General features: G+C 60.4%; 18 protein-coding genes and 1 pseudogene. 8 read left to right on the forward strand and 11 right to left on the reverse strand.

Annotated elements, in window-relative coordinates:
* Positions 1–100: 100 nt before the first annotated feature.
* Positions 101–2667 (reverse strand): annotated as a pseudogene (gene mutS, locus AC0V2S_RS15605) (DNA mismatch repair protein MutS).
* A gap of 71 nt (positions 2668–2738) precedes the next feature.
* Between mutS and AC0V2S_RS15610 the strand changes: the two are divergent.
* The 3 genes from AC0V2S_RS15610 (at position 2739) to recX (ending at position 4853) form a co-directional block, all read left to right on the forward strand.
* The gene (locus tag AC0V2S_RS15610) at positions 2739–3239 is read left to right on the forward strand and encodes a CinA family protein (RefSeq protein ID WP_475510524.1); all 501 of its coding nucleotides are present in this window, start codon (positions 2739–2741) and stop codon (positions 3237–3239) included.
* Between the two features lie 85 nt (positions 3240–3324).
* Complete coding sequence (gene recA, locus AC0V2S_RS15615) at positions 3325–4383, forward strand: recombinase RecA (RefSeq protein WP_475510525.1); 1059 nt, start codon at positions 3325–3327, stop codon at positions 4381–4383.
* A gap of 8 nt (positions 4384–4391) precedes the next feature.
* Positions 4392–4853, forward strand: a complete 462-nt coding sequence (gene recX / locus AC0V2S_RS15620) for a recombination regulator RecX (protein ID WP_475510526.1) — start codon at positions 4392–4394, stop codon at positions 4851–4853.
* Between the two features lie 156 nt (positions 4854–5009).
* On the opposite strand, the gene AC0V2S_RS15625 is transcribed toward recX, so the two are convergent.
* Together AC0V2S_RS15625 and AC0V2S_RS15630 are read right to left on the reverse strand one after the other, a co-directional pair.
* The gene (locus AC0V2S_RS15625) at positions 5010–6089 is read right to left on the reverse strand and encodes an LOG family protein (RefSeq protein WP_475510527.1); all 1080 of its coding nucleotides are present in this window, start codon (positions 6087–6089) and stop codon (positions 5010–5012) included.
* 79 nt (positions 6090–6168) lie between these two features.
* Positions 6169–6567: a quorum-sensing-regulated virulence factor family protein gene (locus tag AC0V2S_RS15630; RefSeq protein ID WP_475510528.1), complete on the reverse strand. Its 399-nt coding sequence runs from the start codon at positions 6565–6567 to the stop codon at positions 6169–6171.
* Positions 6568–7173: 606 nt separating this feature from the next.
* Here AC0V2S_RS15630 and AC0V2S_RS15635 point away from each other — a divergent pair.
* A complete protein-coding gene (locus AC0V2S_RS15635; protein ID WP_475510529.1) occupies positions 7174–8886 on the forward strand; it encodes an OmpP1/FadL family transporter in 1713 nt (570 codons plus the stop codon).
* Positions 8887–9022: 136 nt separating this feature from the next.
* On the forward strand, positions 9023–9733 hold the full coding sequence (locus tag AC0V2S_RS15640) for a tRNA-uridine aminocarboxypropyltransferase (RefSeq protein ID WP_475510530.1): 711 nt from the start codon (positions 9023–9025) through the stop codon (positions 9731–9733).
* 22 nt (positions 9734–9755) lie between these two features.
* On the opposite strand, the gene AC0V2S_RS15645 is transcribed toward AC0V2S_RS15640, so the two are convergent.
* Positions 9756–10655 (reverse strand): DMT family transporter, encoded by a 900-nt coding sequence (locus AC0V2S_RS15645; RefSeq protein ID WP_475510531.1) that lies wholly within the window; start codon positions 10653–10655, stop codon positions 9756–9758.
* Between the two features lie 157 nt (positions 10656–10812).
* Here AC0V2S_RS15645 and erdR point away from each other — a divergent pair, with 157 nt between their 5' ends.
* Positions 10813–11463, forward strand: coding sequence for a response regulator transcription factor ErdR (gene erdR / locus AC0V2S_RS15650; protein WP_475510532.1), 651 nt, complete (start codon positions 10813–10815; stop codon positions 11461–11463).
* Between the two features lie 85 nt (positions 11464–11548).
* Positions 11549–11914 carry a diacylglycerol kinase gene (locus tag AC0V2S_RS15655; protein WP_475510533.1) on the forward strand — a complete coding sequence of 122 codons (366 nt, stop codon included), beginning with the start codon at positions 11549–11551 and terminating at the stop codon, positions 11912–11914.
* A gap of 133 nt (positions 11915–12047) precedes the next feature.
* Here AC0V2S_RS15655 and AC0V2S_RS15660 read toward each other — a convergent pair whose 3' ends face one another.
* Entirely contained in the window at positions 12048–12974 is a 927-nt protein-coding gene (locus AC0V2S_RS15660; RefSeq protein WP_475510534.1) for a LysR family transcriptional regulator, read from the reverse strand.
* 118 nt (positions 12975–13092) lie between these two features.
* Here AC0V2S_RS15660 and fpr point away from each other — a divergent pair, with 118 nt between their 5' ends.
* Positions 13093–13872: a ferredoxin-NADP reductase gene (gene fpr / locus AC0V2S_RS15665; RefSeq protein WP_108095901.1), complete on the forward strand. Its 780-nt coding sequence runs from the start codon at positions 13093–13095 to the stop codon at positions 13870–13872.
* A 208-nt stretch (positions 13873–14080) separates the two neighbouring features.
* Here fpr and tsaA read toward each other — a convergent pair whose 3' ends face one another.
* The 6 genes from tsaA to AC0V2S_RS15695 form a co-directional block, all read right to left on the reverse strand.
* A complete protein-coding gene (gene tsaA / locus AC0V2S_RS15670) occupies positions 14081–14773 on the reverse strand; it encodes a tRNA (N6-threonylcarbamoyladenosine(37)-N6)-methyltransferase TrmO (protein WP_475510535.1) in 693 nt (230 codons plus the stop codon).
* Positions 14774–14827: 54 nt separating this feature from the next.
* The gene (locus AC0V2S_RS15675) at positions 14828–15598 is read right to left on the reverse strand and encodes an SDR family oxidoreductase (RefSeq protein ID WP_475510536.1); all 771 of its coding nucleotides are present in this window, start codon (positions 15596–15598) and stop codon (positions 14828–14830) included.
* Between the two features lie 200 nt (positions 15599–15798).
* On the reverse strand, positions 15799–16260 hold the full coding sequence (locus AC0V2S_RS15680; protein ID WP_475510537.1) for a YehS family protein: 462 nt from the start codon (positions 16258–16260) through the stop codon (positions 15799–15801).
* A 33-nt stretch (positions 16261–16293) separates the two neighbouring features.
* On the reverse strand, positions 16294–17004 hold the full coding sequence (locus AC0V2S_RS15685) for an rRNA pseudouridine synthase (RefSeq protein ID WP_475510538.1): 711 nt from the start codon (positions 17002–17004) through the stop codon (positions 16294–16296).
* Positions 17005–17096: 92 nt separating this feature from the next.
* Positions 17097–17570, reverse strand: coding sequence for a VOC family protein (locus tag AC0V2S_RS15690; protein ID WP_475510539.1), 474 nt, complete (start codon positions 17568–17570; stop codon positions 17097–17099).
* Positions 17571–17620: 50 nt separating this feature from the next.
* Positions 17621–18547: an alpha/beta hydrolase gene (locus AC0V2S_RS15695; protein ID WP_475510540.1), complete on the reverse strand. Its 927-nt coding sequence runs from the start codon at positions 18545–18547 to the stop codon at positions 17621–17623.
* Between the last annotated feature and the right edge of the window lie 12 nt (positions 18548–18559).

Below are 18559 nucleotides of genomic sequence, written 5' to 3' on the forward strand. Positions count from 1 at the left end.
ATCGGACCCCTCGGCTCGGGAAACGAGAGCGGCTGTCCAGGCTAATAGACGGCCGCTTTCCCAAAGCGCGCGGGATTCTAACAGCTTGTGCGCCAAGGCGTTAGATGCGTGCTTTCAATGTATATAACAGTTCGAGCGCACGGCGCGGCGTCAGATCATCGGGATTGATACGGCCCAATTCCTCAATCACCGGGTGCGGGGCGCTGGCAAACAGGTCGCTCTGCATCGGCACCGACGGCTTGCCCGGCTCGCTACGCGGCTGTTCATGGGGCAATGCGGTGGTTTCCAGGCGCGCCAGATGCTCCTTGGCACGCACGATCACGTCCCCCGGCACACCGGCCAACTGCGCCACCGCCAAGCCATAACTCTGGCTCGCCGGGCCCGGCAGAACGTGGTGCAAAAACACGATCCGTTCGTTGTGCTCGGTGGCATTGAGGTGCACGTTGGCGACGATCGGTTCGCTTTCCGGCAACACCGTCAGCTCGAAATAGTGCGTCGCGAAGAGTGTATAGGCACGCAAACGGGCCAGATGTTCGGCTGCCGCCCAGGCCAGCGACAGCCCGTCGAAGGTGCTGGTGCCGCGCCCAACCTCGTCCATCAGCACCAGGCTGCGCTCGGTGGCGTTGTGCAGAATATTGGCGGTTTCGCTCATCTCCACCATAAAGGTAGAACGGCCACCGGCCAGGTCATCGCTGGAGCCGATGCGGGTAAATATGCGATCCACCAGCGACAGCTCGCAGCTGGCGGCCGGCACAAAGCTGCCGATATGGGCCAACAACACGATCAGCGCAGTCTGACGCATGTACGTCGATTTACCGCCCATGTTCGGGCCGGTAATGATCAGCATGCGGGTGCTGTCGTCCAGGCTCAGGTCGTTGGCTACGAACGGTGTGGTCAGCACTTGCTCTACAACCGGGTGACGACCCTGGTTGATGCGCATGCAGGGCTCATCGACAAAGTGCGGGCGGTTGAGGTCAAGGGTCAGCGCGCGCTCGGCGAGGTTGCTCAGCACATCGAGTTCAGCCAACGCGGCGGCGCTGTCCTGTAGCGGGCCAAGGTGGCCGATAAGGCGTTCCAGCAGCTCGTCGTAGAGCATTTTTTCGCGGGCCAGGGCGCGGCTTTTCGCCGACAGCGCCTTGTCTTCGAATTCTTTCAGCTCTGGCGTAATAAAACGCTCCGCGCCTTTGAGCGTTTGCCGGCGAATGTAATCGGCCGGGGCCGACTCGGCTTGCTTGCTCGGCAACTCGATAAAGTAGCCGTGGATGCGGTTGTAGCCGACCTTGAGGTTGGCCAGGCCCGTGCGCGCTTTCTCGCGGGTTTCCAGATCCATCAGGTACTGCCCGGCGTTTTCGCTGAGCGATTGCAGCTCATCCAGCTCGGGGTCGTAACCGGTTTTCAGCACGCCGCCGTCGCGGATCACCGCCGGCGGGTTGTCGATAATGGCGCGAGCCAGCAGCTCGGCCAGCTCCGGGTAGGTGCTGACGGTGCCGGCCAGACTTTGCAGGTGCGGGCTTTCCAGATTGGCCATGGCCATCTGCAGGTCCGGTAACGCGGCCAGCGCGTCACGCAGGCGCGCCAGGTCGCGAGGACGGGCATTGCGCAGGCCGATACGGGCGAGGATGCGCTCCAGGTCGCCGATTTCTTTCAGTTGCGGCTGCAGATTCTCGAACCGGTAGCGCACGAGCAGGCAGGCAATCGACTCCTGGCGGGCATCCAGCACTGCGCGTTGGCGCAGCGGGCGATTGAGCCAGCGGGTCAGCAGGCGGCTGCCCATTGCAGTTTGGCAACGGTCGACCACCGATTGCAGGGTGTTGTCGCGCCCGCCGGCGAGGTTGGTATCCAGCTCCAGGTTGCGGCGACTGGCGCCGTCGAGAATCACCGTGTCATCGAGACGCTCGTGACGCAGGCTGCGCAGGTGGGGCAGGGCGGTGCGCTGGGTTTCCTTGGCGTAGGCCAGCAGGCAGCCGGCGGCGCCGATGGCCAGGGTCAGGGTTTCGCAGCCAAAGCCTTTCAAATCCTGGGTGGCGAACTGCTGGCAGAGGCTCTTGTGTGCAGAATCGCGCTCGAAATCCCACGGCGCACGGCGACGCGCGCCACGGCGTTTTTTCTGCCGGCAGGCCTGTGGCCAATCATCGGGAATCAGCAGTTCAACCGGGTTCAGGCGTTCGAGTTCGGCCAGCAGGTTTTCCCAGCCGGGAATCTCCAGCACGCTAAAACGGCCGCTGGTGATATCCAGCACAGCCAGGCCGAACAGCGTTCATCACCGAGCACAGCGGCCAGCAGGTTGTCGCGACGCTCATCCAGCAGCGCTTCATCACTCACCGTGCCGGGAGTGATGATGCGCACCACCTGGCGGTCTACCGGGCCTTTGCTGGTGGCGGGGTCGCCGATCTGCTCGCAGATAACGACCGACTCGCCCAGCTTCACCAGTTTGGCCAGGTAGCCTTCGGCGGCGTGATAAGGAATGCCGCACATGGGAATGGCCATGCCGGCGGACTGGCCGCGCGCGGTCAGGGTAATGTCCAGCAACTTGGCGGCTTTCTTGGCGTCTTCGTAGAAGATTTCGTAGAAGTCGCCCATGCGGTAGAACATCAACTGGTCGGGGTGCTGATTTTTCAGCCGCCAGTACTGCTGCATCATCGGTGTGTGTGCGGAGAGATCGCTCATTCCCAAGCCTTGCGCGCAAAAGGCGCTAGTGTACGGTATCCCCGTCATCCTCTTTAAGCCCGGAGATTGCCTTGGAAGCGATTACCCAGCTGGCCACGCAATTGGGTCAGGATTTGCGCGCGCTGGACGCGCAAGTAACCACCGCTGAGTCCTGCACCGGCGGCGGCATTGCCGAAGCCATTACCCGTATTCCCGGCAGCTCGGCGTGGTTCGAGGCCGGTTATGTCACCTATTCCAATGCGCAGAAAACCCGGCAGCTCGACGTGCCGCCGACGTTATTTGCCTCGGTGGGCGCGGTGAGCCGAGAAGTGGTCGATGCCATGGCTCGCGGCGCACAAGAGAAAAGTTCGGCGCGTTTTTCCGTCGCGGTCAGCGGCGTTGCCGGCCCGGACGGCGGTTCGGCGGACAAACCTGTAGGCACCGTCTGGCTCGCCTGGGCGGACGGCGAGCAGCTGTTCACCTGCAAGCGCCTGTTTGCCGGGGACCGCGACGCGGTTCGGCGACAAACGGTGGAAGCTGCACTGGCCGGGCTCATCCGACTAGCTGCAGGAGAAAATCCAGATCAGGGGTAGGCGCTCGACTTGCGCTGTGGAATAATACTGGCTACTTATACAGTTGTTAGCGGCCGCTAGGCCCTCTTGATCACGTGAGGATTCAATGGACGAGAATAAGAAGCGCGCCTTGGCTGCAGCCCTGGGTCAAATCGAAAAACAATTCGGCAAAGGCGCAGTCATGCGCATGGGCGACCACGAGCGCCAAGCCATTCCGGCTATCTCCACCGGCTCGCTGGGCCTGGACATCGCTCTTGGCATCGGCGGCCTGCCGCGCGGCCGTATCGTTGAAATCTACGGCCCGGAATCTTCGGGTAAAACTACCCTTACCCTGTCGGTCATCGCTGAAGCCCAGCGCATGGGCGCCACCTGCGCCTTCGTCGACGCTGAACATGCGCTCGACCCGGAATACGCCGGCAAGCTCGGCGTCAACGTCGACGACCTGCTGGTTTCCCAGCCCGATACCGGCGAACAAGCGCTGGAAATTACCGACATGCTGGTGCGCTCCAACGCCGTTGACGTGATCATCGTCGACTCCGTGGCGGCCCTGGTGCCGAAGGCGGAAATCGAAGGCGAAATGGGCGACATGCACGTCGGCCTGCAAGCCCGTTTGATGTCGCAAGCCCTGCGTAAAATCACCGGCAACATCAAAAACGCCAACTGCCTGGTTATCTTCATCAACCAGATCCGCATGAAAATCGGCGTGATGTTCGGCAGCCCGGAAACCACCACCGGTGGTAACGCGCTGAAGTTCTACGCTTCGGTACGTCTGGACATCCGCCGCACCGGCGCGGTGAAAGAAGGCGACGAAGTAGTGGGCAGCGAAACCCGCGTGAAAGTCGTGAAGAACAAGGTGGCACCGCCATTCCGTCAGGCTGAATTCCAGATTCTGTACGGCAAGGGCATCTACCGTAACGGCGAAATCATCGACCTGGGCGTGCAACTCGGTCTGCTGGAAAAATCCGGCGCCTGGTACAGCTACCAGGGCAACAAGATCGGTCAGGGCAAAGCCAACTCGGCCAAGTACCTGGAAGACAACCCGGAAGTGGCAAAAACCGTCGAGAAGCAGATTCGCGATCAACTGCTGATGGCCGGTAAAGACGCTGCTGCAGCCGCCGCTGCTGCCGCAGTGAACAATACCGAAGACGATCTGGCTGACGCCTAAGCCCCGCCATGTCCGTTGTACTCGACAGCCCTGCCGCAGTACGACGGACAGCCATGGATTTGCTCGCACGCCGCGAACACGGGCGTGTCGAGCTAACCCGTAAATTGCGCCAACGCGGCGCTACCCCTGAATTGATCGAACCGGAACTCGACCGTCTGACGGAAGAGGGCCTGCTATCCGAAGCCCGCTATCTCGAAAGCTTTGTCTCCTACCGTGCCCGCTCGGGGTATGGGCCTGTGCGCATCCGCGAAGAACTCAGCCAGCGTGGTCTGGCGCGAGCCGATATCGAGCAGGCATTGCGCGAGTGCAGCATCGACTGGCGCGAGCAGATGGCCGAGGTGTGGCGACGCAAGTTCGGCGAACAACCTGCGGACGCGCGCGAGCGCGCCAAGCAAGGGCGCTTTCTCGCGTATCGCGGTTATTCAATGGATATGATCAGTCGGTTGTTGCGGGGCGAGCTGTACGACTGAGTTGGGCAGCCATTTCTCTGCGTTTGCAGGCCAATCTATCGAGGCTTAAGCCTCTCCTACAAAGAAATACCGATCCATGTAGGAGAGGCTTAAGCCTCGAGCTTTTGATCTTTCCAAACGCGCAGTTAGTGCCTTTTCGAGCGAGAGTTCACGGAGTTAACCCGTCACCCAATTCTGCGGCGCATTAAGAAAGTCATATAGCTCCCGCAGCCGACCATACTCGCGCCCACGAAAAGCAAACGCTAACCGGCTCAACTGCGCCAACTCCGGCTCGTCTCCTTCGCTTTCAAACGCGCCTACCTGCTGCACGAACCCGCCGCTTTTGCACAGGTCGGCAAATAGCTCGGGCAGTTGCGCCACGGCCTCGGCATTCAGTGCGTGATGCAACCGCACTACAAACCGCTCTTTCAACCAGCGGCTGGAGTGGTAGTTGCCGTAGAAACGGGTGATGTGTTCTACCGCCTCTTCAGCGCTGTGCGCCAAGGTCAGCAGCTTCGTATCGCTCGGCAAAATGTAGCCATTTCCTTCGAGCTGCTTGTGAATAAATGCCAGTGCATCTATCCAGAAACTGCCGTCGGGCTCGTCCAGCAACACCACCGGCACCAGTGGGCTTTTGCCGGTCTGGATCAGCGTCAGCACTTCCAGCGCTTCATCCAGGGTGCCAAAACCCCCAGGGCAGAGCACCAGGGCGTCGGCTTCTTTAACGAAGAACAGCTTGCGCAAAAAGAAGAATTTGAAGGACAGCAGGTTGGCGCTGCCTTGCAAGGTGGCGTTGGCGCTTTGCTCGAAGGGCAGGGCGATGTTCAGCCCCAGGCTGTGTTCCAACCCGGCGCCTTCATGGGCCGCGGCCATGATGCCGCCGCCAGCGCCGGTAATTGCCATAAGCTCGTTACGCGCCAATACCGCGCCCAGTTCTTTGGCCAGTTGGTAAACGGGGTGATTGACCGGCGTGCGGGCTGAGCCGAACACGGTGACTTTGCGGCGCCGCTTGAACTGCTCCAGCACACTAAAGGCATGCTCCATTTCGCGCAGGGTTTGCAGCATGATTTTCGCGTCCCAGCGATTGCGATCAGCCTGGGCCATGCGCAGCACGGTGGAGAGCATGTCGCGGTAGAGCGGCAGGTTGAGGCTGGTGTCGGGGGTGGCGAGGGCGAGGAGTTCGTCGACCTTGGCAGCCAGGTCGGTGCCACGGGTTTGCACGTGGCGGGTTAGGTAATCGTCCGGTTCGTAAGGCATGGAACTGCTCCTTGTTGATGAACCATGGATCTTCGGGTGTGCCGGTCCGCGTGCGGGTGCACACCCTACTCAGTAAAGCTTATTTGATCGAGCAGTCAGCTTTACTGAAGTTCTCGGCGGCGATGTACTTGTTGGTTTTGTACTCGCTGAACTGATAGCGCAGCACGGCGCCACGGGCGAGCAACTGGCGGAAACCGCTGTTCTGGCAAACGCTGGCACCCAGCTGATTGCGCACGGCGTCGGGGTTGCCGCGCATCTGGGCGGCGTGGGCCGGTTGTACGCTCAGGTGGTTGATCAGCACATTGCCGTCGACGGTATAGCCCTGATCGAGGATGTCTTCGTTGATCGCGCGCGGGGTGCCGGCGCTGCTTTGGGTGGCCACCTGATTGAGCAGTTTGTTCAGCTCGAAATCCTGAAGCGAAGCCGCGTGCGCAGCGGGAAGGGCGAAGCAGAAGGCCAGGGCCGTGAAGCGCAGCATGTAAGTCTCCATATCCGTAAAGCGAGTTGGACCCTGGCACCGGGGCGAGGTTCGTCCTGCCGAAACTTTTAGCCAAGCCAGTGCCTAGCCAAGCGCTGCATCCTGACCAACCCCTGCGTGCAGATCAAGTTCGGCAGGTTTCAGGTCTATTTTCCCTGCGCCATATCTCCCGTCATCTGCGGCCAATGCCGCCCAGTTCTCAGAAAACCGTCGACAAAAACGCCGTGTTCCCGCCTGCAGCAAAAACAGTTCGAATCTTTTTGAATTATTTGGTCATACAAATTTGTACGGATTGGTGTGGATCGGTAACGGTTTTATTACACCCGTCGCAGTCGCTTCAGGCCAAGAACCACGGGCTTCGGGGGAAGTTGTGGTTTTGCCAGGTGCAATCCGGCCAAGTTTTTTACCGTCCGGGTGTTACCCCGGCGACGGCCGGATAAGACCCGAAGCAGTACGAAGGATTGGGGATCATCGAACAGGAGGGCCGGTCACAGGTCGCATACCGTTTCGTTCAAGAGTCGGTTTTTACCGCCGCTGTTCCGGTGTCCCGATGGCCTAATCGGGTGCGTGCAGCGGCTTATATCGAGCGTGCAGGAGTCGAGAATAATGATAAGAACTCGCCCGTCTTGCTGGCAGACCGCCTTGGTCACCACAAGCGTGATGCTGGTATGGACTCCGGGAGCCTTCGCTTCCGGGTATCACTTTGGATCGCAGTCGGTGGCCGCCCAGGGCACCGCCCACGCCAACGGCGCAGAAGCGGTCGACCCTTCGACCATCTTCTACAACCCGGCAGGCCTTACGCGCTTACCGGGTACACAAGTTACTAACGGCATTACCGTGGTTATTCCCAAGGGCAGTTTCAAAGACACCGGCAGCACGGATGTCTTTGGAAACTCTACGGGTGGCACCGGCGCCGGTTCTTTTCTGCCGGATGCGGCCGCCGCGCCAGACTTCTACTTTTCCAGCCAAATTAACGACCACGTGACTGTGGGCCTGGGCATCTTCGTGCCGTTCGGCGCCAAGCTCGATTACAAGGAAAACTGGTCCGGCCGTTACGGCATTCAATCGGCCAACCTGGAAACGGTGAATATCAACCCGAGCATTGCCTATCGCTTCAACGAGCATCACAGCATCGGTTTCGGGATTTCGGCGCAGTACATCAAGTCGATTCAGCGAGGCGCGGCGGATGTAAAAGGTGCTTCGCGGCAGTTGGCGGGGCAGTTTGTCGACAAGAACTACGAGGACACCCGTAATGCTGCAGATCCCATTCTGGGGCCAGTCGTAGGGCTGATTGCTGGCGTTCCCGTGCCCGAAGAAATTACCTCCTGCGGCGGCGTTTCTGACCGGGATGGATTCGTAGACTGCGTGGCGAAAAACTTCTCTGACAATGTCAGCGGCGACGGTTACTTCCGGGTAAAGGGAGATGATTGGGGGTTTGGCTGGAACATTGGCTACATGTTTGAGCCAACCGATAAAACGCGTTTCGGCATCGCCTATCGCTCCCATATCAAACACACCCTGGAAGGTGAAACGAAATGGAGTTTTGCCGACGTCAATGGCTCCGTGCCGTCTCCGGCTACTGACCTAAGCGGGGGACTCACCATTCCCCTTCCGCCACCGCTCGACATTCACATCCCGCCAGTCGATGCCTTGCAGCAAGTATTCGACCCCAACAACTGGATCAACCCCGGCAACTTCGCCGCCAGCAACCTGCACCCGAACTCCACGGCCAAGACCAATATCGACACACCCGAGTCCTTGTCGATCAACGCCTTCCACCAGATGAACGACAAGGTCGCGTTGATGGCCGACGTTACCTGGACCCGCCACTCGCGCCTCGATCAGGTGGCCATCCAACTCGATCAAGTCAACGGCTACCCCTACTTCAACGGTGTGACCGAGGGCGATGCTACCGTCGACCAGGACTGGAACGACACCTACAAAATCTCCCTCGGTATGAACTACCAATGGGACAAAGATCTGATGCTGCGTACCGGTGTGGCCTACGACAAATCTCCGGTCAATGGCAGCGACCAACGTCACCCGGCGTTCCCGGATGCCGACCGCTATTGGCTGTCGTTCGGTGCCAACTACAAGCTGGACAAGGACTCATCCATCGACCTGGCCTACAGCTACGTGCAATTAGCCAGCGGCAAGATGGATTACAAGGACAGTTGCTCGCCAGCCGGCTGGGCGCCGGGTGGCGGCAGCCTGTATGTGGACAGTGGCGTGCGGTGCACCGGTAACGGCGGCGAGTTCAAGGGTGAGTACGAAACCCGTATCCACTTTATCGGCCTGGCCTTCAATCAGTCTTTCTAAGCTACAAAACGCAGCGGGTCGCTGGTCGACCCGCCCTGCGGATTTACCCCACGCCTCTGCTAGACTCGCCGGCTTTCTTTTTCGATGGTCGGATGCAGTCCATGATCAGCCGTTTCTCCCAGCCGGGCCTTGCGCAATGAGCCACGCCGTTTCGCGTTTGCGCGCCGAGCGCCTGGAGATGAGCTCCAAGCCGTTTACCGCCCGTGGCTCCCGAGCGCCGCGCTGTGAGGGCTGCCGGGTGATTCCCGAATATTGCCTGTGTGCCCTGCGGCCCAAAGTGCCGACCAACGCGGGCATGTTTCTGCTGATGCACGATGTGGAAGCGTTGAAGCCCACCAACACCGGCTGGCTGATTGCCGACCTGGTGACCGATACGTTTGCCTATCGCTGGTTTCGCACATCGGTGGAGCCGGAAATTCCCGCGCTGCTCAACGACCCGCAGTGGCAGCCGTACCTCGTGTTCCCAGGTGAGTTTGTCGCGCCGGAGCGCGTGGTCACCGAAGTGAAAGTGGAGGAGGGCAAGCGACCGCTGTTTATCCTGCTGGATGCCACCTGGACCGAAGCGCGCAAGATGTTCCGCAAGAGCCCGTACCTGGATAAATTCCCGGTGCTGAGCCTGCAGCCCGAGCAGCTGTCGCGTTACCGGCTGCGCCGCTCGAAGCGCGATGACCATCTGTGTACGTCGGAAGTGGCGGCGCTGTGCCTGGAGCTGGCCGGCGAGCCGCGCGCCGGGGCGGCGCTGGATGCCTATCTGGATGTGTTTACTGCGCATTACCTGGGCGCCAAATTTCAGCGCCCGGTCGATCCTGAGGATGAAGTGCATCAGCGGATGGCTGAGTACCTCTAACGCCTTCTCTATATAAGGTGGCTTACGCCACCTTCGCCTCTGCCACTTCCTCGGCCACTTTGCGTGGCCACAGCTGCGCCACCAGCATGCCGACAAACATCAGCGCGCAACCGATATAGCCGCGCAGGTGCAGCGACTCATCGAGAAACAGCGCGCCGGCCACCGCCGCAAACACCGCTTCCAGGGAAAAGATGATCGCCGCGTGCGAGGCAATGGCGTGCTTCTGCGCAATCACTTGCAGGGTGTAGGCGATGCCCACGGAGATCAGGCCGCCATAAATGATCGACGGGCCGGCGGTAATGATGCCGGCAACCTGGATGTCTTCCAGCGATACGGCCAGGCCCAGGCTGATGATCGCGCATACGGCGAACTGAATGGCGGCCAGGCGAATCGGGTCGTAGCGGCCGGCAAAATAGCCCACCAGCAAAACATGGCTGCCCCACACAAACGCGCCGGCCAGTTGCAGCCAGTCGCCGGACGCCACGTGAAAACCATCGCCGACGCTCAACAGAAACATGCCGACCACCGCCAGCACGGCGCCAAGCCAGGTGCCGATGCCGGTCTTGTGGCCAAGAAAAATCCCCACCAACGGCACCACGATCACGTACAACCCGGTGATAAAGCCGGCGTTGGTCACGCTGGTAAACAGCAGGCCCACTTGCTGCAGGTTGATGCCCAGGGCCAGCACCACGCCCATCACCGCGCCGCCGATAAACAGGCCGCGATTGAAAGGTTGTTTGTTGCCGCGGCTGAGGAAGTACACGACCGGTAACAGCACCAGGGTGCCGAGCGCAAAACGCAGGCCGGAATACAGGTACGGGCCGATGGAATCCATGCCCATGCGCTGGGCCACAAAGGCGCTGCCCCAGATAAGCGCGGTTATCAGCATTAATAGGTCGGCGCGCAGGGCTTGGTTTCGCATGGTCGGTCTCGGCAGGAAAAGCCGCAAACTGTGCCGCAAACCTAAAGGCTTGACCACCCCATTCTGGCTCGGCATGCTGAGCGCCGCCGCTGCGCTGCATCTCCATGCGTGGCCGCTTTCGTACCGCAACAAGCGCCCCCTACAACAAGAGCAGCCCATGGCCGACTACGAAATCCTGATTGCCGATGACCACCCCCTGTTTCGCAGCGCGCTGCATCAGGCCCTGACCCTGGGCTTGGGCCCGCAAGTGCGTCTGGTGGAAGCGGCGAGCATTGCCGAGCTGGAAGCGCGGCTGGGGGAGAAGTCGGATTGGGATTTGGTGCTGCTGGATTTGAATATGCCTGGCGCCTACGGGTTTTCCGGTCTGGTGATGGTGCGTGGGCAGTACCCGCAGGTGCCGGTGGTGATGGTGTCGGCACAGGAAGAGGCCGCAGTGGTAGCCCGCGCTCGCGAGTTCGGCGCGAGTGGGTTTATCCCCAAATCCAGCCCGTTGGAAACCATTCAGCAAGCCGTGCGCGATGTGCTCGATGGTGAAGTCTGGTGGCCGCCGCTAGGCGAAGAGGGCGCTGCCCTGTCGGCCGAAGCGAAAGCCGTGAGTGCCGGTTTGGCCAGCCTTACACCGCAGCAGTTTCGCGTGTTGACCATGGTTTGCGACGGCTTGCTGAACAAACAGATTGCCTATGAATTGAGCGTGTCCGAAGCCACTATCAAGGCCCACGTTACCGCCATCTTCCGCAAGTTGGGGGTGCGCACCCGCACCCAGGCGGCGTTGCTGTTGCAACATCTGGAATCCATTCCCGCCGGTTAAGCCCCGGCAGGTCGTTGGTTTTTCACGCATTTTTGACCGCGTTTGGCGTAGCCTGCGGCCCTCATGAATTTTGGTTGTATTTCTTATGTCGCCATTCAAAGGCCAGACCGGCCTTAAACGTATCCTCAACGCCACCGGCTATTCCTTCGACGGCCTGCGCGCCGCGTTTACCGGCGAGGCGGCGTTCCGTCAGCTGGTGCTGCTCAATGTGGTGTTGATTCCGCTGGCGTTCTGGTTCGACGTCAGCCGTGGCGAGCGCGCGCTGATGATTGGCGTGTGCCTGGTGGCGCTGATTGTTGAGTTGCTCAACTCGGCGGTAGAAGCGGCGATTGACCGTATCTCGCTGGAGCTGCATCCGCTGTCCAAGAACGCCAAAGATATGGGCAGTGCGGCGCAGTTTGTGGCGCTGAGCCTGATCGGTAGCGTCTGGCTGGTGATTTTGCTCGGCTGAAAACTACTGCGCTCGGCTAGGCGGCGTTAAAAGCAGGTGCAAAAATGCTCATTGGCTACAGCCAACTCCGCTTTTTTCACCCGCTTTTGCCTTGCCTATCCTTCGCTCGCTACGTTTTCAATCTGTTTATATTTCAGGCAATCGACGGAAGCACAATCTCATCACTGCGCCGCACCCCGGCGGTCAGCTTGCGGCATTGCTCGAGGAATTCGCGCATGGCGCTGGTCTGGTACTTCTGCTTGTGCCAGATGAAGTAGAACTGCCGGGTAAGGTCCAGCTCCGGTGTTTCTATCGGCACCAGGCTGCCACGGCGAAACGCATCGCGCAGTGCCAGGCGCGAAATGCAGCCAATCCCCAGCCCTGATTCCACAGCCCGTTTAATGGCTTCGGTGTGCTCCAGCTCCAGGCGGATATTCAGCGCCGTGGGGTGATGACGCATGGCCTGGTCGAAGGTCAGGCGGGTGCCGGAACCTTGTTCGCGCAGAATCCACGCCTCCTGGGTCAGCTCCAATAACGTCGCGGTGCCATTGGTGGCCAACGGATGCTGCGGCGCGCAAAACACCACCAGCTCATCTTCCACCCACGGTTGCACTTCGATATCCGGGTGCTGGCAATCGCCTTCAATCAGGCCCAGGTCAATTTCGTAATGGGCCACCTGCTGTACAACGTGCGCCGTGTTTTGCACATGCAGCTTTACCCGGCATTCGGGGTGCTGCTGCATAAAGCTGCCGATCAGCAGCGTCGCCAGGTAATTGCCCACGGTTAACGTGGCGCCTACCGACAATGAGCTGAAACCGCCCTGGCCTCCGAGCATGCGTTCAATTTCTTTGGCTTGGTCGAGCAGGGCAACGGCTTGGGGCAATAGTTGATGACCAAGGGCGTTGAGCGACAAGCGTTTGCCCGCCCGGTCGAACAGCTGACAGGCCGATTGCCGCTCTAGCTCGGTGACTGCGGTGCTGGCGGCGGACTGCGACAGGGCCAAAGACTCAGCCGCCCGCGAGACGCTTTCCTGCTGGGCGACGGCGACAAAAACCTGAAGTTGGCGGAGTGTGAATCGCATATCTATATAACCGATAACCTATATCTTAATAATCCACTTAACAGATATTGTTGTCGCCCTTAAAATGCCGCGCAATAGCACCCGTCGGTCGGGTGCACGCGATTACCGAGGAAGCAGCATGAGCAACTTGAACTCCGAGCGTGTGCTCAGCGTCCATCACTGGAACGACACCCTGTTCAGTTTCAAAACCACCCGTAACCCAGGCCTGCGTTTTGAGAACGGCCAGTTCGTGATGATCGGCCTGCAACAGGAAAACGGTCGCCCGCTGATGCGAGCTTACTCGATCGCCAGCCCGAACTATGAAGAGCACCTGGAGTTCTTCAGCATCAAGGTTCCGGACGGCCCGCTGACTTCCCAACTGCAGCACTTGAAAGTGGGCGACGAGCTGATGGTCAGCCGCAAGCCCACCGGCACCCTGGTGCTGGACGACCTGCTGCCCGGCAAGCACCTGTACCTGCTGAGCACCGGCACTGGCCTGGCGCCGTTCATGAGCGTGATTCAGGACCCGGAAACCTACGAGCGTTTCGAAAAAGTCATCCTGATTCACGGCGTGCGTTACGTGAACGAAGTCGCTTACCGCGAGTTCATCACCGAGCACCTGCCGCAGAACGAGTTCTTCGGTGAAGCGCTGAAAGAAAAGCTGATCTACTACCCAACCGTTACCCGTGAACCGTTCGAGAACATGGGTCGTCTCACCGACCTGATGCGCAGCGGCAAGCTGTTCACCGATATCGGTCTGCCTCCGATCAACCCGCAGGACGACCGCGCGATGATCTGCGGTAGCCCGAGCATGCTCGACGAGACCAGCGAAGTGCTGGATAGCTTCGGTCTGAAAATCTCGGCGCGCATGGGTGAGCCAGGTGATTACCTGATCGAACGTGCCTTCGTCGAGAAGTGATGACGGATTAAAAAAGCCCGCCTATATGGCGGGTTTTTTTATTCCTGACCGATCGGCTGCGCGTCGGCATTGCGGCGTTAAAAATGTTTTTTAAATGCTCATTGGCTACAGCCAACTGCGCTTTAAAAAACATTTTTGCCTTGCACTGCTCTAGCTCGCTCGATCTCGATCTGCGTGAAGCTGAAATCGCAGAAGAGCCTTACGGCGATCACGCCAGGACAACCTCCAGCACACAAATCTGCATGGGCGTTGGGTAATGCCAGCGCACCTGCACATCCCACAACTGCGTGCCATAGATGCGGCTCGGTTCAGGCTGTTGATACGCCGGACGCGGGTCCTGAGCCAGGCATTGTTCGACCAGCTCCCGCACCGGTTGCTCCAGCCGCTGCCCATGTTCCAACGCTTGCGCCAATGCGCCGTCGCTCCACACCACCTCAATCAACCCGGGCGCACCATCGGCCATGCGATTGAACGCGCCGCTTACAGCGTCGGCATACGGCACATAGGGTTTGATATCCAGCACCGGCGTGCCGTCGAGCAGGTCGATGCCCGACAGCCACAGCTTGCCGGGTTCGACCCGCTCCAGCTTCACCACCGACTGGCCGATGCCATTGGGTCGGTGCGTGGCGCGGGTGGCGAACACACCCATGGATTGGTTGCCGCCCAGGCGCGGCGGGCGCACTTTCAGGCGGGGTTTGTCTTCCAGGGCCTGGTGAAAGAGAAACAGCAGCCACACATGGCTGACCTGTTCCAGCCCTTGCACGGCCTCGCCCTGATCGAACGGCGACACCAGTTCCAGCACCCCGCGGGCAGCGGGGGCCAGTTGCGGCTGGCGAGGGATGGCGAATTTCTCCTTGAAGCAGGAGCGCACAAACCCGATGGGGGAGACCGAATAAGACATAAAAAAGCCCGGCATGAAAACCGGGCCATCATACCTGCCGCGATGCTTTTGACGTTACATCGCAAAACCACCATCAATGGGGATCACGGTGCCGGTCATATAAGCCCCCGCAGTACTCGCCAACGCAATCGCCAGCGCGCCCATCTCTTCTTCACGGCCCCAGCGCTTCATCGGGATGATTGCGGTGTCTTCGGCCAGCGCTTCTTCATCGTTGGCGATATGGCTGGTCATCTTGCTCGGGAAGCGGCCCGGAGCGATGACGTTGACGTTGATGTGCTGACCGACCAGATCGCGGGCCAGCGAGCGCGACAGGTGGTGCAGCGCGGCCTTGCTCGGGCCGTAGGCGTAGGCTTCTTCGCCGTAGGAAGTAATGCCTGCCACGGAGCCAATATTGATTACCCGTGCCGGGCTTTCGCTGCTGCCGGCTTTGCGCAGCAGCGGCAGCAGTTTCTGGATGCACAGGAACACCGAAGTCACGTTCAGCTGCATGACCTTTTCAAAGCCTTTCACCGGGTAGGTTTCCAGCGACGCGCCCCACGTGGTGCCGGCGTTGTTGACCAGGATATCGAGTTGGTCGATCTGCCCTTTCAGTTGTTCTGCCAGGGCCACCACGCCTTCTTCGTGCGCCAGGTTGGCCGCGATGCCGTGGCATTCGCCAAAGGCCGACAGCTCGGCGGCGGTGGCTGCGCAGGCTTCGCCGTCACGGGCGCAGACATAAACGCGGGCGCCGGCTTCCACGAAGGCTTTGGCGATCATCTTGCCGATGCCACGGGTGCCGCCGGTTACCAGTGCGGTACGGCCTTGCAGGGAGAAGTAAGGGTGCATGGGGGCGTGCTCTTGTCAGGGTTGTTGTGCCAACACCCTAATGCGAGAGACGCGATTGTGCAGGGACTATTGCCGGTGAGAATGCAGGGGCATGCGGGAAGCTGTTTGTTCGGCACGTTGGGCTTCGCTGTGCTCAACCCAACCTACAATCGTGGCGTAGGTTGGGTTGAGCACAGCGAAGCCCAACATTGCGATCCTGATTACCCGCGCACGCGCTGGGTCAAACCCTTGAGAAAGTTACGCAGCAACTGATCACCGCACGTGCGGTAGTTGCTATGACCGAACTTGCGGAACAGTGCGCTGAGCTCTGGTTTGCTCACCGGGAAATCCACGCTCTGCAGAATCTCGTGCAAGTCTTCTTCTTTGAGCTCGAACGCTACGCGCAGCTTTTTCAGCACCATATTGTTGGTCACTGGCAGCTCAATCGGTTGCGCCGGGCGGCTGTCGTCTTTGCCGCGCAGGTGCACGATCAGGCCGTCGAGAAAGTGTGCGAGCACGTCGTCGTCACATTCCAGATAGCCCTCTTCCTCGTCCTTTTTCAGATAGGCGCGCAGGGTGTCGAGTTCGACTTCCAGGCCGGACAGCTGGATGACCTGCACCACTTTCTGGTCGCTGAGGTCGAGCATGTAGCGCACGCTGCGCAGTACGTCGTTGTTGATCATGGTGCGGTCCTGAATAGGGGAGAGGCCTGGGCCTTAGAATTTTTCGGTTTTGGCCAGGTAGCGCCATTGGCCGGCGGGCAGCTTGCCCATGGAAACGCCGCCGATGCGGATGCGCTTGATGCTGACCGGCGTTAGGCCGACGCTGGCGCACAGCGCGGCGAGCAGACCCGGCGTCGGGTTTTTCAATACGATGCGCAGGCGGGTTTCGTTCTGCCAGCTGGCTTTCACCGGCGGCAGCACCTTGCCTTTGATGGTGCGGCCCTGGTTCAGGCGGCTGAGGCCGTGCTCGATGATGTCGCCGCTCACTTCCACCACGTATTCCTGTTCCAGCTTGGCCAGGTCGTCGGTGAGCTTGCGCAGAATTTTCCAGTCCTGGGTGAACACCAGCAAACCGGCGGCGTTGTGCTGCAACGGTGCGGCGCTGTTCAGGCGCAGAAAGTGGCCCTTGAGCGGGCGGGTGCCGAAGCGGTGCTCGGCCGACAACGTGGCCGGGCTGATAAGCGTATGGGCCGCGTCGACAGTCAGCTCGGGCAGTTGGTGAAACAGAATGGTGACCGGCTCTGGCGCGGTAAGCACCGCGTCGGGCAGCAGCGCGACAGTTTGCTCGGCTACTTTGAATTGCGGTTCATCGACCACTTCGCCATCGACCGTTACCCAGCCGCCCTCGATATACAGCTCGGCCTCGCGACGCGAGCAGCCGATCACTTCGATCAGGCGTTTGGAAAGGCGAATGGGGTCTGTCATGACGAGGGCCGTAAAGAAGGGGGCGGGCATTGTACCCGCCTGAGCCGAACAAGGCCCGCCTGATTGGCCGACGGGCATACACGCGGTGAAGCCTAGCTGCTGGCGTAGGCTTTGCGCAGGGCGGCGACATCCAGCTTGATCATGCCCATCAGGGCGGTGAACACCCGTTGTGCGGCGGCTTTGTCGGGGCTGTTGAGCATGTCGTAGAGCGCGGTGGGCACCACTTGCCAGCTCACCCCGTATTTGTCGGTCAGCCAGCCGCATTGCACTTCCTGGCCTCCGTCGGCCAGGGCGGCCCACAGGCGGTCGACCTCGAACTGGTCGGCGCAATGCGCCACAAACGACACCGCTGGCGAGAACTGAAACTCCGGCCCGCCATTGAGGGCGATGAATTCTTCGCCGTCGAGGCTAAACCGCACCGTCATCACCGAGCCGGCCGGCTTGGGGGCGCCTTCGAGAAAGTAGTTGGTTTCAATGATTCGCGAGTTGCGAAACACCGACACATAAAACTGCGCCGCCTCTTCGGCCTGGGTATCGAACCACAGGCAGGGACCGATCTTTTGCATGACGGGGGCTCCTGTTCACTAGGGAATGGAGCTACCCAGTCTAGCCGGCCCTATCGGCCCAAGCGTTTGGCCACGTCGATATCCAGACCGGCCATAAAGTTTTCCACCGCATCGGTGTAAGCGCCAGGTGTGCCGAGCAACTGGTTGATCTCTTTGTGCGTCATGTCCTGCTTGAGCACGCTGATGGTCACATTGAGCATGCCGCCATGGTTGGCGAATGCTTGCGCCTGTTCACAGGCTACCTCACGGCGGGTGGAACACACCGCGAGGATTGGCGCTGCGCCCGTGGCTAGCACGTAGTTGGGCGAGGTTTGTTGCCAGTAGGTTGGGTCGCTGCCAAAAGCCTGGTCGTAGAAGCGCATATGCCGAGCTTGCATGATCTTTTCCACATCCAGCGCGGCGCTATCCAGGGCGACGGTGCCGAGCCAGGGTTTTACGCCCTGAGCGGCGGCGAGGGAGGGCGACGACGCCAGCAGGGCGACCAGATGAGCGCCGGCCGAGTGGCCCATGACGATGACTTGGTTAGCCGAGCCGCCCCAACTGCTGGCTTTGGCTTGGGTCATGGCCAGGGCCTTGGCCACTTCTTCGGCTTGTTGCAGCGGTTTGGTGTCCGGTAGCAGCGGGTAGTTGGTGGACACGAAAATAAAGCCCTTGCTCACCCAGCGCGCGATCTTGTTGGCCACCACTTGCTGGGCGGCTTTGTCGCCGGTTTTCCAGGCGCCGCCGTGCACCATGAAAATGATCGGTGCCTTGCTGGCCCGTTGCGGCAGGTACACGTCGATGCGCTCGCGTTCGGCGGGGCCGTAGGCGAAGTCTTTGATGGCAGTGGCGCCAGGCGGTAACTCTATTGCGGCGCTGGCTTGTTCGCGCTCGGCGCGGCGCTCTTTGATCTTGTCGAGCAGCGGGCCGGCGAGGGTGGCCTGGCAGAAAAGGGCGAGGAGTACGGCGAGGGCAGGGCGGTGGAAACGCAGCGACATGGAAGGCTCCCG

The sequence above is a fragment of the Pseudomonas sp. CC11G genome (genome assembly GCF_056174845.1).

Excerpts from the sequence above, each read along its gene's own strand:
- recA (WP_475510525.1), top strand. The coding sequence starts at position 3,325 with ATGGACGAGAATAAGAAGCGCGCCTTGGCTGCAGCCCTGGGTCAAATC.
- recX (WP_475510526.1), top strand. The coding sequence starts at position 4,392 with ATGTCCGTTGTACTCGACAGCCCTGCCGCAGTACGACGGACAGCCATG.
- AC0V2S_RS15625 (WP_475510527.1), bottom strand. The coding sequence starts at position 6,089 with ATGCCTTACGAACCGGACGATTACCTAACCCGCCACGTGCAAACCCGT.
- AC0V2S_RS15630 (WP_475510528.1), bottom strand. The coding sequence starts at position 6,567 with ATGCTGCGCTTCACGGCCCTGGCCTTCTGCTTCGCCCTTCCCGCTGCG.
- AC0V2S_RS15635 (WP_475510529.1), top strand. The coding sequence starts at position 7,174 with ATGATAAGAACTCGCCCGTCTTGCTGGCAGACCGCCTTGGTCACCACA.
- AC0V2S_RS15640 (WP_475510530.1), top strand. The coding sequence starts at position 9,023 with ATGAGCCACGCCGTTTCGCGTTTGCGCGCCGAGCGCCTGGAGATGAGC.
- AC0V2S_RS15645 (WP_475510531.1), bottom strand. The coding sequence starts at position 10,655 with ATGCGAAACCAAGCCCTGCGCGCCGACCTATTAATGCTGATAACCGCG.
- erdR (WP_475510532.1), top strand. The coding sequence starts at position 10,813 with ATGGCCGACTACGAAATCCTGATTGCCGATGACCACCCCCTGTTTCGC.
- AC0V2S_RS15655 (WP_475510533.1), top strand. The coding sequence starts at position 11,549 with ATGTCGCCATTCAAAGGCCAGACCGGCCTTAAACGTATCCTCAACGCC.
- AC0V2S_RS15660 (WP_475510534.1), bottom strand. The coding sequence starts at position 12,974 with ATGCGATTCACACTCCGCCAACTTCAGGTTTTTGTCGCCGTCGCCCAG.
- fpr (WP_108095901.1), top strand. The coding sequence starts at position 13,093 with ATGAGCAACTTGAACTCCGAGCGTGTGCTCAGCGTCCATCACTGGAAC.
- tsaA (WP_475510535.1), bottom strand. The coding sequence starts at position 14,773 with ATGTCTTATTCGGTCTCCCCCATCGGGTTTGTGCGCTCCTGCTTCAAG.
- AC0V2S_RS15675 (WP_475510536.1), bottom strand. The coding sequence starts at position 15,598 with ATGCACCCTTACTTCTCCCTGCAAGGCCGTACCGCACTGGTAACCGGC.
- AC0V2S_RS15680 (WP_475510537.1), bottom strand. The coding sequence starts at position 16,260 with ATGATCAACAACGACGTACTGCGCAGCGTGCGCTACATGCTCGACCTC.
- AC0V2S_RS15685 (WP_475510538.1), bottom strand. The coding sequence starts at position 17,004 with ATGACAGACCCCATTCGCCTTTCCAAACGCCTGATCGAAGTGATCGGC.
- AC0V2S_RS15690 (WP_475510539.1), bottom strand. The coding sequence starts at position 17,570 with ATGCAAAAGATCGGTCCCTGCCTGTGGTTCGATACCCAGGCCGAAGAG.
- AC0V2S_RS15695 (WP_475510540.1), bottom strand. The coding sequence starts at position 18,547 with ATGTCGCTGCGTTTCCACCGCCCTGCCCTCGCCGTACTCCTCGCCCTT.